The organism is Pseudomonas sp. GW821-FHT03A09 (genome assembly GCF_059421065.1).
Genome location: NZ_JBWKUX010000007.1, coordinates 69,650 through 85,254 on the forward strand (window position 1 = coordinate 69,650; position 15,605 = coordinate 85,254).

The 15,605-nt window shown below is 59.4% G+C and carries 14 protein-coding genes; 8 read left to right on the plus strand and 6 right to left on the minus strand.

The window, feature by feature from the left end; genetic code table 11:
• Positions 1–4: 4 nt before the first annotated feature.
• Genes AC07V4_RS14660 through AC07V4_RS14675 form a run of 4 tightly spaced genes read right to left on the minus strand, consistent with a single transcriptional unit; the run spans position 5 to position 6,050 of the window.
• Entirely contained in the window at positions 5–1,384 is a 1,380-nt protein-coding gene (locus tag AC07V4_RS14660; RefSeq protein ID WP_492637140.1) for an ATP-binding protein, read from the minus strand.
• Entirely contained in the window at positions 1,381–3,195 is a 1,815-nt protein-coding gene (locus AC07V4_RS14665; protein ID WP_492637139.1) for a DAHL domain-containing protein, read from the minus strand. The genes AC07V4_RS14660 and AC07V4_RS14665 overlap by 4 nt, the downstream gene beginning before the upstream one ends.
• Positions 3,192–4,118 carry a cytochrome-c peroxidase gene (locus AC07V4_RS14670; protein ID WP_492637189.1) on the minus strand — a complete coding sequence of 309 codons (927 nt, stop codon included), beginning with the start codon at positions 4,116–4,118 and terminating at the stop codon, positions 3,192–3,194. The genes AC07V4_RS14665 and AC07V4_RS14670 overlap by 4 nt, the downstream gene beginning before the upstream one ends.
• 57 nt (positions 4,119–4,175) lie before the next feature.
• On the minus strand, positions 4,176–6,050 hold the full coding sequence (locus AC07V4_RS14675) for a putative bifunctional diguanylate cyclase/phosphodiesterase (protein ID WP_492637138.1): 1,875 nt from the start codon (positions 6,048–6,050) through the stop codon (positions 4,176–4,178).
• 254 nt (positions 6,051–6,304) lie between these two features.
• On the opposite strand from AC07V4_RS14675, the gene nosR reads away from it, so the two are divergent.
• The 3 genes from nosR to AC07V4_RS14690 all read left to right on the plus strand — a co-directional run bounded on the left by nosR (position 6,305) and on the right by AC07V4_RS14690 (position 8,630).
• A complete protein-coding gene (gene nosR, locus AC07V4_RS14680; RefSeq protein WP_492637137.1) occupies positions 6,305–7,612 on the plus strand; it encodes a response regulator c-di-GMP phosphodiesterase, NosR family in 1,308 nt (435 codons plus the stop codon).
• 107 nt (positions 7,613–7,719) lie between these two features.
• Entirely contained in the window at positions 7,720–8,127 is a 408-nt protein-coding gene (locus AC07V4_RS14685; protein WP_431751229.1) for an NUDIX hydrolase, read from the plus strand.
• Positions 8,124–8,630 (plus strand): GNAT family N-acetyltransferase, encoded by a 507-nt coding sequence (locus AC07V4_RS14690; RefSeq protein WP_492637136.1) that lies wholly within the window; start codon positions 8,124–8,126, stop codon positions 8,628–8,630. Before AC07V4_RS14685 ends, AC07V4_RS14690 begins: the two co-directional genes overlap by 4 nt.
• A 26-nt stretch (positions 8,631–8,656) precedes the next feature.
• Here the strand turns inward: AC07V4_RS14690 and metR are convergent, their stop codons facing one another.
• Positions 8,657–9,574, minus strand: coding sequence for a transcriptional regulator MetR (metR, locus tag AC07V4_RS14695; RefSeq protein WP_492637135.1), 918 nt, complete (start codon positions 9,572–9,574; stop codon positions 8,657–8,659).
• Positions 9,575–9,769: 195 nt separating this feature from the next.
• Between metR and AC07V4_RS14700 the strand changes: the two genes are divergently transcribed.
• The gene (locus AC07V4_RS14700; RefSeq protein WP_492637134.1) at positions 9,770–10,789 is read left to right on the plus strand and encodes an alpha/beta fold hydrolase; all 1,020 of its coding nucleotides are present in this window, start codon (positions 9,770–9,772) and stop codon (positions 10,787–10,789) included.
• Positions 10,790–10,857: 68 nt separating this feature from the next.
• A complete protein-coding gene (locus AC07V4_RS14705) occupies positions 10,858–11,511 on the plus strand; it encodes a DsbA family oxidoreductase (RefSeq protein WP_492637133.1) in 654 nt (217 codons plus the stop codon).
• A 129-nt stretch (positions 11,512–11,640) separates the two neighbouring features.
• On the opposite strand, the gene AC07V4_RS14710 is transcribed toward AC07V4_RS14705, so the two are convergent.
• Positions 11,641–12,411 (minus strand): MipA/OmpV family protein, encoded by a 771-nt coding sequence (locus AC07V4_RS14710; protein WP_492637132.1) that lies wholly within the window; start codon positions 12,409–12,411, stop codon positions 11,641–11,643.
• 226 nt (positions 12,412–12,637) lie between these two features.
• On the opposite strand from AC07V4_RS14710, the gene AC07V4_RS14715 reads away from it, so the two are divergent.
• The 3 genes from AC07V4_RS14715 to AC07V4_RS14725 are packed head-to-tail and all read left to right on the plus strand — an operon-like array spanning position 12,638 to position 15,598.
• Positions 12,638–13,348 carry an MtnX-like HAD-IB family phosphatase gene (locus AC07V4_RS14715; protein ID WP_431750316.1) on the plus strand — a complete coding sequence of 237 codons (711 nt, stop codon included), beginning with the start codon at positions 12,638–12,640 and terminating at the stop codon, positions 13,346–13,348.
• Positions 13,341–14,735, plus strand: a complete 1,395-nt coding sequence (locus AC07V4_RS14720) for an aspartate aminotransferase family protein (RefSeq protein ID WP_185707623.1) — start codon at positions 13,341–13,343, stop codon at positions 14,733–14,735. Before AC07V4_RS14715 ends, AC07V4_RS14720 begins: the two co-directional genes overlap by 8 nt.
• On the plus strand, positions 14,732–15,598 hold the full coding sequence (locus AC07V4_RS14725; RefSeq protein ID WP_492637131.1) for an alpha/beta hydrolase: 867 nt from the start codon (positions 14,732–14,734) through the stop codon (positions 15,596–15,598). The genes AC07V4_RS14720 and AC07V4_RS14725 overlap by 4 nt, the downstream gene beginning before the upstream one ends.
• Positions 15,599–15,605: the final 7 nt, after the last annotated feature.

Genomic DNA, 15,605 nt, shown 5'->3' on the forward strand with positions numbered 1-15,605 from the left:
TGTCTCACGCCGCCGTTTGCCGGATCGGCAGCACCACCCGAAACTTCGTACCTTTGCCCACTTCACTGCTGACAGAAATGTCGCCGCGGTGTTTCTTGACGATGCCGTAGGACAATGACAGCCCCAACCCTGTGCCTTCGCCCACCGGCTTGGTGGTGAAGAATGGATCGAAAATCTTCTGCACGGTTTCCGGGGCAATCCCACAACCGTTATCCGCCACTTCCAGCCATACGTTTTCGCCTTCCACCCCATTGCTGATGGTGATCGTGCCACGCTCCGGGCCCATGGCTTGCGCCGCGTTGATGACCAGGTTCATCACCACCTGATTGAGCTGCGAAACCAGGCATTCGATGTCCGGCAATGGCGCGTAATGCTTGACCACGTCGGCCTTGTGCTTGAGTTCACTGGCGACGATATTCAGCGTGGAGTCTATGCCCTGTTGCAGGTTGGCGAATTGCCAGGTCTGGTCGTTATCCACCCGGGAAAAGTTCTTCAGGTCTTTGACGATCTGTACCACACGGCCAATGCCCTCCTTGGACTCCCGGATCAGGATGGGAATGTCTTCCTTGAGAAAGTCCAGCTCCAGCTCAGCCCGCAATGCCCTGAGTCGGTCTAAAGGCTCACCCGGCGTGAGGTTGTTTTCGGCCTCATGATAGGCGTCGAGCATCTGTTGCAGTTGATTGAAGTAGCTATCCAGGGTGCCGAGGTTGGACGAAATAAACCCCACCGGGTTGTTGATCTCATGGGCCACACCGGCTGCGAGCTGCCCCAGCGACGCGAGTTTCTCCGACTGCACCAGTTGGCTTTCCAGCAGCTTGCGCTCAGCGATTTCCACCTGCAGCGCCTGGGTGCGTTGTTCCACCAATTGTTCCAGGTGAGAGGTTTGCAACGAAGCACGACGGGCCATGTCCCATTTGTTGGCCAGGGTATGGGCCATTTGCTGGACTTCGATATTATCGAAGGGTTTTTTCAGGATCAGCAAGCGGTCATGGCCGTGCAAGCGATCCAGCAGCGTCTCCCACGCGTAATCCGAATACGCCGTACACACCACCACTTGCAGGTCGGGGGCAACTTTCCAGAGCTCTTCGATAGTCTTCGCCCCGTCCCAACCCTGGGGCATACGCATGTCGACAAAGGCCAGGGCGTAAGGTTGTTTGGCGGCCATGGCGGATGTCAGCAACCCGAGGCCTTCCTCTCCGCCATACGCCGAATGCAGCTCGAACGCCTGGGCCTGGGGCTTGCTTGTGTCGCCAAACAGTGCCGACTCCATCTCATCCAGCGCCTGGTTGGATTCGACAGTGGGCATCAGGATTTTGCGGAAGTCGTCGTGAATCGACGGCGTGTCATCGACTAACAGGATGCGCCGGTTGGGAGGCTGGTTCATGCGGGCGTTCCGGCAGGAGTGAAAGGGATTTTCAAGGTGAAGACCGCGCCTTTGCCTGGCCCGTCACTGTGGGCACTGAGCTGTCCATGCATTTCTACGGCGGCCAGGGCGCAACTGTGCAGGCCGAAACCGTGGCCTTCCTTACGCGTGGTGAAACCATGGGTGAAGATGCGCGTCATGTTTTCCGCCGGTATGCCTTCACCGTCATCCTTGACGCTGATCTCCAACATGTCCTCACCCTGCGGTTGCACCGTGAGGGTCATCTGCCGTGGCCGATCACTGAGGTTGGACATGGCGTACTTGGCGTTGCTGATCAGGTTGACCATGATCAGCAACAGCCGGTGTTTATCCCCCAGCACTTGCGGTACCCGCGCGTATTCCTTGACCACCGTGACGTGATGGCGGCTGAGGGCGCCAGCATTCATGCGCAAGGCATCCTCCATCAAGGCGCTGATGTCGACCGGCTCCAGCAAGCTTGAAGCACCGGCATAGGATTGCTGGGTGGCAACGATATCCTTGATGTGGTCGACACTTTTGCTCAGTTGCGCCAGCTCCTCGGTCATACCTTGCTGTTCAACGGCGATGGCATCCACCAGTTGGTTCAAGTAACCCGGCAGTAACTTGCCTTTTTCATCTTCGCTCAGGAAAGTACCGAGGTCGTGGGGATGTTCGTTGATCAACTGCATGGCCTTGCCCAGGCCCAGTGCCTTGCTGCTGCGCAGCTTGCGGGTGACCAGGTCGGCGGAAATATTAACGCTGTTGAGCACGTTGCCGACGTTGTGCAACACGTTGGTGGCGATCTCGGCCATGCCGGCCTGGCGAGCGCTGTCCATCAGTTCACTCTGGGCATCCTTGAGCTGTTGGGTGCGCCGTTCAACGCGCTGCTCCAGGGTTTCGTTGGCCGCCTGCAAGGCGCGGTTGACCCGGTTGATTTCGGCGAAGCTGCGTAACAGACGTACTGCCAGGAAGAGCAGCGACACCACCAGCAGGGTCGAGAAAATCAGCAGGTAGCGATGGTACTGATGATCCACCAAGTCGGCCGTTTGCTGGTCCTGGTTGAGATGGGTGGTCAAGTCGTCAAGGCGTTCGGCCACGGGGACGGCGGCAATGCGTTCAAGCAAGCTGTTGACCGCCGGCTGCTCGCGCAAGATCAGCGAAATATGATTGCTCAGGATATCGACGGGCGCCTGAAATTCACTGGGCAGGTTTTCCTTGTTGATCGCCAGTTTGCCCAGGCCCACCAGAATATCGGCCGCGCGATCATCGCTGGTGACCTGGGCGAACTCCAGGCTGCTGAGCAGCAGGTCGTAGGTGTCGGTGGCCACGCTTTGCAGGTGCAGCTTGCCTTCATCGTCCACGCGGTTGAATTGGGCCTGGATGTCGTCCTCGGCGGTCGGCAGGAAGGCGAGGGAGTTGCGCAGCACCGCGTTGTGGGATTTGAACTGGTCTACCAGGCGGGCTTTTTCCTGGATGGCGTCCTCGTACGCCTGCTGGCTGGCTTGCCAGCGAGGCAGGTCGGCAGACTCGTGGTAAGAACCACGGCTTTTCAGGTCGGCCCATACCGTGGTCATTTCCAGCAACGGTGAGACCAGCGGGTCGTAGTTGCGGGTAATGGCAATCCTGGCCTTGAGCACCTCACTGTCCCACTGCGCATTGAGTTGCTGCAGTTGCCGGATCAAGTCCCGCGACTGGGTATAAGTGGCTGTCTGGTCACGGGCAGACTTGAGGTACAGAAATAGCAGGGTCGAGGCCAGCAACACGGTCATCAGGGCCAGCAGCAACGTGCTGGTATGGCGGCGAGACAGGGTCATAGCGGCTTACCCGCCCATTGGCCGGTCAGGGTCTTGAGAAACTGGATGATCAGGTCTTTGTCTTCCTGGGAAGGGGTGCGCCCCAGTTGGTACTTGAACATGACATCTACCGCTTCCTCCAGGGTCTTGGCCGAAGCGTCATGGAAATACGGTGCAGTGATCGCCACATTGCGCAGGCTGGGCACCTTGAACACATGGCGGTCCTCTTCATCCTTGGTCACCAGGTAGCGGCCCAGGTCTGCTTCGACCGGGTTGCCGCGGGCCTTGAAGTAATCACCCATCACTCCGAATTTCTGGAACATATTGCCGCCGATATTCACACCCTGGTGGCAGGCGATGCAGCCGTAATCCTTGAAGCGCTGGTAGCCGTATTTTTCCTGGATCGTCAGTATGTCGGTGTTGCCCAGCAAATATTGATCAAACCGCGAGTTGGGTGTGAGCAGCGTGCGCTCATAAGTGGCCAGGGCGTTTTGCACGTTGGCGGCGGTGATACCATCAGGGTAGGCCTGGGTGAAGGCAGATTGGTAGGCGGGCATGGTCGCCAGGTTCTGCACCACGGTTTGCCAATCGCTGCCCATTTCCACCGGGCTGATGACCACTTGTTCGACCTGGGCTTCGAGGGTATCTACCCGGCCATTCCAGAACTGTTTGAAGTTGAGGCTGGCGTTGAACACGCTCGGGGTATTGATGGCGACCGGCTTGCCATCGAATCCCAAGGAGAACGCTTTATCATCGGCTCCTCCGGTTTCCAGGCGATGGCAACTGGCGCAGGACAACGTGTTATTCACTGACAGGCGCGGCTCGTTGAACAGTTGGCGACCCAACTCGACTTTGGCGGGGTCCAGGGTGGGCACCGACGGCAGTGGTTTGAGCGCTTCGTCCAGGGGCGCGGCCATCAGCGGCAAACCCATGCCTAGCCACATGGCAACGATGAGCCCGTAAGTTGACACTTCGCTCAAGCGAGCACTCCTTGCAGTCGACTAATGATCGGGCATCAGGCTGGTTTGACCGGCCTGTAGCAACAGTGCGAAATCCTTCGGGGGCACCGCCTTGCTGAACAGGAAGCCTTGGCCTTCCTCACACAGTTCGGCCTGTAGAAATTTCAGTTGATCGAGGGACTCTACCCCTTCCGCAATAATGTTCAAATCCAGGCTTTTACCCATCCCGATGATTGCGCTGATCAATTGCGCATCCTGGCTGTTCACACTCAGGCCGCGAATGAATGACTGGTCGATCTTCAGTACATCGATGGGAAAACGTCGCAGGTAGCTGAGGCTGGAGTAACCGGTGCCGAAGTCATCCAGGGCCAGGCGCACCCCCATGGCTTTGATCCGGTTCAGGGTGATCACGGTGGCGTCGACGTTCTGCATCAACACACTTTCGGTGATTTCCAGTTCCAGTTGAGTCGGCGCTAGTCCGGTCTGTTTTAGGATATTGGCCAGGTTGTCGACAAAGTCGCGCTGACGGAAGTCGATCGACGAAATGTTCACGGATATGCACAACGGGCTCAGGCCCATCGCATGCCAGGCTTGGGCCTGTTCGCAGGCGTGACGCAGCACCCATTGAGTCAGGGGCACAATCAGCCCGCTGTCTTCGGCCACCGGGATGAACTCGGCAGGGCTGACCCAGCCTGAGCGGGGCTGAAACCAACGTATCAGGGCTTCCGCACCAACGATCTTGCCTGAGGCCAAATCCAGTTTCGGTTGGTAGTGCAGAACAAACTCATCTCGTTCCAGTGCCTGGCGTATTGCGCTTTCCAAACTCTGTTGGTGCTGTGCCCGCAGGTTCATGTCTTCGGTGTAAAAACTGAAGTCGTTCGGGCCTTGTTCCTTGCTGTTGTGCATGGCGGTTTCAGCGTGCTTGATCAACTCCACTGCACTGCCGCTGTCGTTGGGGTAAATGCTGATACCCAGGCTGGCGGTGACACTCAGGTCATGCCCGGCCACATGGCGAGTCACGCCGACGGCATTGAGCAGTTTTTGCGCAATATGCTGGGTTTGTTGAGGATGCTGGATATCGTTGAGCAAGATCACGAACTCGTCGGAGCCATAACGAAACACTGAATCCGATTCCCGCACGGCCTCCACCAAGCTTTGACTGGTCAATTGCAGCACCTCATCGCCTACCGGATAGCCCAGGGCGTTGTTGACGCGTTTGAAGCGGTCCAGGCCAATAAAGATGACCGCCAGCTGGGTCTCGTGGCGTCGGCCCAGGGCAATCGCCTGGGTCAGGCGGTCACCCAACAGTGTGCTATTGGGCAAATGGGTGAGGGCGTCGTATTGCAACAGGTGCGAAACCTTGAGCAATTCCTGGACACGTTCTTCGATGGTGCGCTCCAGGCCTATCACCTTGAGCGCGACGTCCTGGGCCAACTGCCATTTCCAGGTGAGGGCGCTGGCCATCTGGCGGATTTCCAAGTGATCGAAGGGCTTTTTCAGGATCAGCAACTGGTCGTTGTACTTCAACCGCGCTTCGATGGCTTCGAAGGAGTAGTCGGAATAGGCGGTGCACAAAGCGATTTGCAGGTTGGGATCGACATTCCACAGTTGTTCGATGGTTTGCAGGCCATCCCAGCCTGGCGGCATGCGCATGTCGATAAACACCATGGCGTAGGGGGATTGTCGCGCCAGGGCTTTGTTCACCAGCTCAAGGGCTTCCTGACCTTGATAGGCCGAGTCCAGCACAAAGGCCTGGCGTACTGGCGCGGACGAGCCAAACAAGGTTTCCTCGAGGCTGTCCAGGGACTGTTCGCCGTGTGCCTCGGCGCACAGGATCTTGCGAAAGTCATCGTGGATCGAGGCGGTGTCATCGACGATCAGAATGCGGCGGTTAGCCCGTCCGGAGTCTGGGTTCATGGCGCGCTCCGCAGCAGTAAAAGGCTCGACGGCATAAGGTTTCCTTCCCTGGTTCCCTCGCTGAGCGGGGCGCGAACCTGTAGTGACAGCATAGCCGAGCTCCCTTGATATCGACGGCCAGTTGGCGTCAAATCAACCCGGTTCCTTCAAGATAACCTGCAACGTATGTCGGCCTTGCCTACAAGCGAAGGAGCTAGGTACGACATAAGGGTTCAATTTAGCTCAACTTTGTTTGATTTGAAGGCAGAGTCTCCATGGATGAACAACTCGCTACGAAGCCCGCCATCCTGCTGGTTGACGACGAAGAATCGATCCTCAACAGCCTGCGCCGCCTGTTGCGCACCCAGCCCTATGAAGTGTTACTGGCCGGTAGCGGCGCCCAGGCCCTGGACATCCTGGCAACCCGGCCCGTCGACCTGGTGATGAGCGATGCGCGTATGCCCGGAATGGACGGTGCGCAACTCTTGGCCGAGGTACACCGTTTGTATCCCGCCACCAGCCGCATCCTGCTGACGGGGTATGCGGACGTGACAACGATCATCAAGGCGATCAACGAAGGCCAGATTCACCGCTACATCAGCAAACCCTGGAATGATGACGAGTTGCAGTTGGTCCTGAGCCAATCCCTCGAACATCAACGTCTGGAACGCCTGACCCGCGAGCAGAACGAGCAGCTCAAGGTGCTCAACAGCACGCTGGAAAAACGGGTGGCGGCCCGTACTGCCGAGTTGCAACAGACCGCCGACATGCTCGACCTGGCCTACGATGAGCTCAAGCACAGCTACGTGACGGGCACTGAAGTGTTCTCGCTGCTGGCCAACTTGCGCCTGCCCAAGGACAAGCAGACCAATCGCGCCTTGATCGAACTGATCCGGGTGTACTGCGCTACCCAGGCCATGGATGAAGCCAGTACTCGCGACCTGACCATGGCTGCCGCGCTGTACAACATCGGCAAGCTGAGCTGGAGCGACGGCATGATGGTTGTGCCGTCGGACAAACTACACAGCACCGACCGAGCGTTGTATCGCGAGTACCCGGCGCAAAGCGAATCGCTATTGATGACTCTGGAGCCGATGAAGGATGCTGCGCGAATCATTCGCCATCATCAGGAACGCTGGGACGGCACGGGCTTCCCCGACCATCTCAAGGAGGAGGTGATTCCGTTCGGTTCGCGCCTGCTGAAGCTGGCGGTGGACTTCATCGAACTGCAGAAAGGCTTGATCCTTGAGCGGCATTTGAACAGCGACGAAGCGCTGCTGTATATCCGCAAGTATGCCGGGCGCCTGTACGATCCAGCGCTGGTTGAAGATTTTGTGCGAGCCTGTGCCACATTCCTCAGCGATGTGACCCTGGGCGACCCCACTGTCAAAGTCCTTTCCACCCGAGAGCTGGAAGCCGGTATGGTCCTGGCGCGCAACCTAAATGCCGATAACGGCATGCTGCTGCTCAACGCCGGCAAGGTGCTGAACCTGCCGTTGGTGGACAAGCTGATCGCGTTCGAAGCGATGGAAGGTGCGAAATACAGCGTATTTATCAAAGACACCGCTGTGACCACAGGCTGAACACGGTCTAAAAATGTGGGAGCTGGCAAGCCAGCTCCCACATTGGATTGCGGCGCAACTGCGGGTCATGTGATCCTTGCGTCCTTTGCCGCCAAGGAAGATCGTTCATGCCCTCCACTATTCGTATTGCCGCCGCCCTCCTGATCGGTCGCGATGGCCAGACCTTGCTGGTGCGCAAGCGCGGCACCCAGGCGTTCATGCAACCGGGCGGCAAAATCGACGCCGGTGAGCAACCTGCCGAAGCCCTGGCCCGCGAGCTGCACGAAGAACTCAATCTGCGCATCGACCCCAGCCAGGCTATTTACCTCGGCAACTTCTCGGCCCCGGCCGCCAACGAGCCGGGTTTCACCGTGCACGCCGAGCTGTTCCAGGTGCATATCGATGTGGCCGTGATGCCGGCGGCGGAAATCGAGGAAGTGCGTTGGATCGATCCCATGGGTGACGGCGGCCTGCACTTGGCGCCATTGACCCGCGACCTGATCCTGCCGTTTTATCGCGAATCGCTGACGGCATGATCATCCGCACGCTGGGGGCCGGCGACGCCGAGGCGTATCGCGCCTTGATGCTTGAAGCATACGGCGCTTATCCGCAGGCGTTCACGTCCAGCGTGGCCGAGCGTGCAGCGATGCCGTTGAGCTGGTGGGAAAAGCGTGTGGCCAGCCCGTTGGATCGGCTGCTGGGTGGGTTCGACGGCGACGAACTGGCCGGGATTGTCGGCCTGGCCTTTGAGCACCGTGAGAAGGCTCGGCACAAAGTGACCTTGTTCGGCATGTACGTGACCGAGGCGCACCAGCAGAAGGGGCTTGGCTGCCAACTGGTGGAAGCGGCGCTCGATGAAGCACGCCGCCAGCCCGGTCTCAAAGTGATTCAATTGACCGTCACCGCCGGCAACGACGCCGCCTTTGCGTTGTACCAGCGGTGCGGGTTTATCCAATACGGCCTGGAACCGTTGGCGGTGCGGGTGGGCATCGAGTATTTCGACAAAATCCACATGTGGCGTGAACTGAAAGGCCAGTGATATCCCGCAGTTTTACTGTGTGTTGTTCAGCGAACCGCACTGACCCCATCCAATGTGGAAAACGACGTGTCCTTGGCCGTCAGCAAAAAGTCGCGCATATACGGCGCGTCCAGCATGTCGGCACGAATCCCTGCATACAGCGTCGCAAACAAGCCTTTCTCGCCCAGGCGCTTGGCCTTCACGTACCCCCGCGAGCTGTACTCATGCAACGCCCAATGGGGCATGCCGCAGACGCCCCGGCCGCTGGCCACCAATTGCATCATCATCACCGTCAGTTCCGAAGTGCGTACCTGGGCCGGCTCGATGTCGGCGGGTTCGAGGAAACGGGTGAAAATATCCAGGCGGTCGCGTTCCACGGGGTAGGTGATCAGGGTTTCGCTGAGCAGGTCTTCCGGAACGATGTACGACTTGTTCGCCAGGGCATGTTGGTTGGCCACCGCCAGCATGGCTTCGTAGGTGAACAGCGGAACATAGGTGATGCCTGGCAGCTCCAGCGGATCTGAAGTCACCACCAGGTCCAGATCGCCACGGGCCAGGGCCGGCAGGGGGGCGAAGGCGAAGCCCGAGGCCAGGTCCAGCTCGACTTCCGGCCAGGCATCGCGGAATTGGTCGATGGTCGGCATCAGCCACTGGAAGCAGCTGTGGCACTCGATCGCCATATGCAAGCGCCCGGCGGTGCCCCCGGCCAGGCGGGCAATGTCACGCTCGGCACCACGCAGCAAGGGCAGGGTCGCGTCGGCCAGTTGCAGCAGGCGCAGGCCGGCGCTGGTGAAGCGCAGCGGCTTGGTCTTGCGCACGAACAGCGGCATGCCCAGGCGTTCCTCCAGCTCCTTGAACTGGTGGGACAGCGCCGACTGCGTCAGGTGCAGGCGTTCGGCGGCTTCCACCAGGCTGTCGGCTTCGCGCAGGGCGTGCAGGGTCTTGAGATGACGGATTTCGAGCACGGGCTCTCCATGAAGATAATTTGTGACGAGTCGGAATAGCGTGAGTTTGTCTCATGTTGCAGAGGCTTGTCGATAAGCAGGTCCGCCATGACCGCTGGGCACTCTTCATCAAACTGTCACGAAACTGTGGCAGCGCGCTTGAACAAACTTCATCAGACTCGCGCTCTACTGGGGTTCTGCGTTTCGGTGTTTTTCATGCGCGTGTTTTTTCTATTGGCCGCTCTGTTGTTCGGCCTGCCGTCTTTTGCGGCTTCTCGATGTGATGTCAATGTCCCGACCCAAACGGTCGACCTGGAAAAGGTGAGCATCGCCTACCAGAGTATCGGCCGTGCGTCCGACCCGGCGTTGCTGTTGGTGATGGGCCTGGGTGGTCAGTTGATCCACTGGCCGGATGAAGTGGTGGTTGCCCTGTGTCAGCAGGGCTTCCGGGTGATCCGCTACGACAATCGCGACGTCGGCCTGTCCACCTGGCGCCAGGCCCCGGCCAGTGCCAACCTGACCTTCGAGGTGCTGCGCTACAAGCTCGGTCTGCCGGTGGCGGCACCCTATACGCTGACAGACATGGCCGATGATGCACTGGGTTTGATGGACGCCTTGCAGATCCAGCAATTCCACGTATTGGGCGCGAGCATGGGCGGCATGATCGCCCAGCATCTGGCAGCGATGGCGCCGCAGCGGGTGGAAAGCCTGACGCTGGTCATGACCAGTTCCGGCGCCGAAGGCCTGCCGGCGCCGAATGCGGCATTGGTGCAATTGTTGTCGCGGCGCAGTGCGCCCAACCGCGAAGTTGCCCTGGAGCAGCAGGCAGATCTACTGGCGGCCTTGGGCAGCCCGGAAGTGAAGGATGATCGCCAGGCGTTGTTGCATCAGGCGGCGTTGTCCTATGACCGCGCGTTCAACCCGGATGGAGTAAAGCGCCAGATCATGGCGATCCTCGCGGAGCCCAGTCGTGTGCCGCTGCTCAACCAGCTGCGGGTGCCGACCCTGGTGGTGCACGGCACCGCCGACCCGTTGTTGCCGGTCATGCACGGTGTGCACCTGGCGGCGCATATCCAGGGTAGCCAGTTGAAGCTGATTCCCGGCATGGCCCATCGTTTCCAGGAAGCGTTCAAGGCGCCGCTGCTGACGGCGGTGTTGCCGTACCTGCAAGCCCATCGTGAAGATGCCGCACATTGGGCGCAGATTGACTTGGGCGGGTCTTCGAAGGTGTTGTGACATTGGTGTATCGTGCAACCTTTCCGGCACTGTGACTGCCAAAGAGAATGCCTGCGAGGTTGCCCGCCATGAGTACTCCCCTGAAAATCGATTTCGTCAGTGACGTATCTTGCCCCTGGTGCATCATCGGCCTGCGCGGCCTGACCGAAGCCCTCGACCAGCTTGGCGCCGAAGTGCAGGCCGAGATTCACTTCCAGCCGTTCGAACTCAACCCGAACATGCCCGCCGAAGGGCAAAACATCGTTGAGCACATCACCGAAAAGTACGGCTCTACCGCCGAACAATCCCAGGCCAACCGTGAGCGCATCCGCGACATGGGCGCCGCGTTGGGCTTTGCCTTCCGTACCGACGGCCAGAGCCGTATCTACAACACCTTCGACGCCCACCGCCTGCTGCATTGGGCCGGGCTTGAAGGCTTGCAGTACAACCTCAAGGAAGCGTTGTTCAAGGCCTACTTCAGCGATGGCCAGGACCCGTCCGACCACGCGACCCTGGCAATCATCGCCGAAAGCGTCGGCCTGGACATCAAGCGCGCAGCCGAGATCCTGGCCAGCGACGAATACGCCGCCGAGGTCCGCGAGCAGGAAGAGTTGTGGGTGTCCCGAGGCGTGACCTCGGTGCCGACCATCGTGTTCAACGATCAGTACGCGGTCAGCGGTGGCCAACCGGCGGAAGCCTTTGTAGGGGCAATCCGACAGATCATCAGCGAGTCCAAAGGCTAAAGCCAAACATAGAACAAAATGTGGGAGGGGGCTTGCCCCCGATAGCGATGGGGCAGTCAGCTAATCCAGTGGCTGACACTCTGCTATCGGGGGCAAGCCCCCTCCCACATTGGCAAAGCAGTGCGCGGGTCAATCAAACTTGTAGCTGATCGCCGTCTGCACCTGGCCTTGGTTCACGTTTCCGGCTTCTTTGACGATGCTGCTTTTGGCCGCAGAGCCGACCAAGTGCACCCAACTGGCGCTGGTCAGCAACGTCCATTTGGCGGCCAGGGGGAATTCGAAATTCTGGGTTAGCGTCAGGTTCTGGAAGCCCGCGCTAGCGTTATAGGGCCGATAGCCTGAAGCCGCGGACTCCTTGGCGTCGACGCCGAAAAAGGTTTGGGTCTGGCGAGCGTCGGCAAAATGCGCGATCAGGTCGGTGCTGCCAATAATACCGCCACCTAGCGGGTAGCCTACCTCGCCGCCGAGTTTGCCCAGCACGCCACTTTGATCGCGCGGTCCGCCTACGGCCTGGCCCACCTGGGCATACACGCGCCAGAAGTCGGCCGGGGCGTATTGGATGAAACCACCCACCTCCGCCATGTCCGGCACATCACGCAAGCCACGCAGCGAACCATTGGCCGAACGACCCGGCAGGTAATTGATGTAGGGGCCGGCGGTAAAGCCGCTGGTGTTGAGTGCGCTCCAACTCAGGCCGTCGTCGGAGTCCAGGCTGACGCTACCCCACTCCAGGTCCAGGTAGGGAATAGGCTGTGTTTCGTAGCGGCTGCCGGTGGGGTCGTAGGGTTGATAGCTGACACCAGCGCCCACGTCACCCGTGATGCCGGCCGCCCAAGCGGCGCTGGAAACTCCCAGCAACCCGAGTAAACCGGTGAATACAGCGCACGTGACCTTGAACATGGAGCGGATTCCTTATCTGAACTGGCGCGCATTCACGCGCGAAGGACCTCCCTCGCGCAAGCACTCATCTTGTTTGTAGCAAGCTACAAAAATTGTAGCTTGCTCGATACATATAACCACCGTTTTCAATCAAAGCCCCAGCCCCGCTGGCTCTTGGGCAGTTGGCACACTCCCTGCTTTACCTTGCTGGCAAGCGCACAGAGCGCTCCTCTTCAAGGTAAACGCAATGATCCAGTGGCATATCGTGTGTGACTTCGACGGGACCATCACCCCCACCGATGTCATCGACAACGTCCTCCAACGCTTCGCCGGCCCCGAGTGGGAAACCATCGAACAGGAATGGCTGGATGGGCATATCGGTTCCCGCGAATGCCTGAGCCGCCAACTGGCGCTGATCAAAGCTACCCCTTCCGAGCTGCTGGCCTATTTCGACAGCGTCGAAATCGACCCCGACTTCCCGGACTTCGTCGATCACGTCATGGGCCTGGGCGCCACTATCGAAGTGGTCAGCGACGGCATTGAGCAAGGCATCGCGCGCATCTTGTCGCGCAACTACGTGACCCTGCTGCCGATCCTCGCCAACCGCCTGCGCCAGGTCGACCAGAACAGCTGGCGCATCGACTTCCCGTACTCCAGCGATGCCTGCCGTGCCGCTTCCGGCAACTGCAAGTGCAAATCCACCCCACGCAACAAACGCGTGCTGGTGATCGGTGACGGCAAGTCCGACATGTGTGTGGCCTCCACCGCTGACTTCGTCTTCGCCAAAGGCAGCCTGGCCAAATACTGCGAAGCCAACAACATCCCTCACGCGCGCTTCGACACCTTTGCCGAACTGCCTGCGCTGCTGGCCAAACTGCCGCAAGGCGTCGCCGCCAATGCCAGCACCTATGCCGCTGAACTCTCTATTGAAAATCAGGAACTCTTCCACCATGTCTGATATCCGTATCGCTACCGCCGAAGACCAGATCCTTCTGGATAAAGAAGCCAAGTATTGCTCCTACGGCGACACCGTTCACTACATCGAACCACCGCGTATTTTCAGCCGTTGCGAAGGCTCCTACGTGTGGGACACCGAAGACCAGGCTTACCTCGACCTGCAAATGTGGTACTCGGCCGTTAACTTCGGCTATGCCAACCCGCGCCTGAACAACGCGCTGAAACAGCAAATCGACACCCTGCCGCAAATCGCCAGCCAGTACCTGCACAAAGGCAAGATCGAGCTGTCGGAAATGATCGCGGTCGACGCCAAGAAGAAATTCGGCCTCGACGGTCGCGTGCATTTCAACGTCGGCGGTTCGCAGTCCATCGAAGACTCCCTGAAGGTCGTGCGTAACGCCACCAACGGCAAGAGCCTTATGTTCGCCTTCGAAGGCGGCTACCACGGCCGTACCCTCGGCGCATCGTCGATCACCTCCAGCTACCGCTACCGTCGCCGCTACGGCCACTTCGGCGAGCGCGCGCAGTTCATTCCGTTCCCGTATCACTTCCGCGGCCCTAAAGGCATGACCAAGGAAGAATACGGCAGCCACTGCGTGCAGCAATTCGCCCGCCTGTTCGAAACTGAATACAACGGTGTGTGGGACCCGAAAGTCGGTTCCAGCGAATACGCCGCGTTCTACGTCGAGCCGATCCAGGGCACCGGCGGCTACGTGATCCCGCCGATGAACTTCTACCGCGAATTGAAGCAAGTGCTGGATCAGCACGGCATCCTGATGGTGTCCGACGAAATCCAGATGGGCTTCTACCGTACCGGCAAGCTGTGGTCGATCGAGCACTTCGACGTGCAGCCGGACGTGATCGTCTTCGGTAAGGCGCTGACCAACGGCCTCAACCCACTGGGCGGCATCTGGGCCCGTGAAGAGTTGATCAACCCGAAGATCTTCCCACCAGGTTCGACTCACTCCACCTTCGCCTCCAACCCTCTGGGTACGGCGGTAGGTCTGGAAATGTTCAAGATGACCAGCGAAGTCGATTACGGCGCCATGGTCATGGCCAAGGGCAAGTACTTCCTGGAAGGTCTGCAAGACCTGCAGAAACGCTTCCCGATCATCGGCGACGTCGATGGCCTGGGCCTGGCTCTGCGCTGCGAAATCTGTGGTCCGGATGGCTTCACGCCGGACAAGGCGACCCTGGACTACATGGTCGAGGAAGGCATGAAGGGCGACATGATCGTTGACGGCCAGAAACTCGGCCTGATCCTCGACGTGGGCGGCTACTACAAGAACGTGATCACCCTGGCACCGTCCCTGGAAATCAGCTACCCGGAAATCGACCTGGGCCTGAAACTCCTCGAGCAACTGCTGGTGCGAGCGACAAAACGGTGAGCAACCTCGGGATCGACCTCGGTGAAGGTGATGCCGGCTTCGTTCTCGGTGAAGGTCCGGTCGGGATTCTGTTGATCCACGGCCTGACCGGCACCCCGACGGAATTGCGTCAGGTTGCCAAGGGTCTGGCCAAGGCGGGTAACTGCACGGTGTACGTGCCCACCCTGGCCGGGCACTGCGGCGATAACAGCGACTTGCAGGCCACCGGCTGGCTGGACTGGTACGAAGGCGTGCGCAAGACCTTTGCGCAAGTCAAGCAACGCCACGAGCAGGTGTTTGTCGGTGGCTTGTCCATGGGCGCGGTGATGTCGATGTACGTGGCCGCCGAGCATCCGGGACAAGTGACTGGGCTGCTGATGTATTCCACCACCTTGAAGTACGACGGTTGGAGCATCAACAAGCTGGCGTTCCTGACGCCACTGTTGATGAAGATCCCATTCGGCGTGCACATCTGTCGCTTCGAAGAGAAGCCGCCGTATGGCATCAAGAACGAGCGCCTGCGCTCGATCGTCGAACGGCAGATGAAGGAAGGGGAGAGCAGCGAGGCCGGTTTGTTGACCATGGAAGGCATCACGGTGCGCGAATTGCACCGCATGAATGCCGTGGTCAAGAAACGCATGCCCGAGGTCAAGGTACCGGCCCTGGTGTTGCATTCCATCGAGGACGACATCACCAGCCGCTGGAACGCCGATTACGTGGAGCGCCACCTCGGCGGGCCCGTGACCAAGATCCTGCTGGACAACTGCTATCACATGATCACCGTCGACCTGCAATACCGTCGGGTGATCGAGTTGAGTGCCGAATTCGTCGAGCAACATGCCGCAGCTATCCAGGCGCCTGTAGATTATCGACAGCGGGCATAAGCCTAAG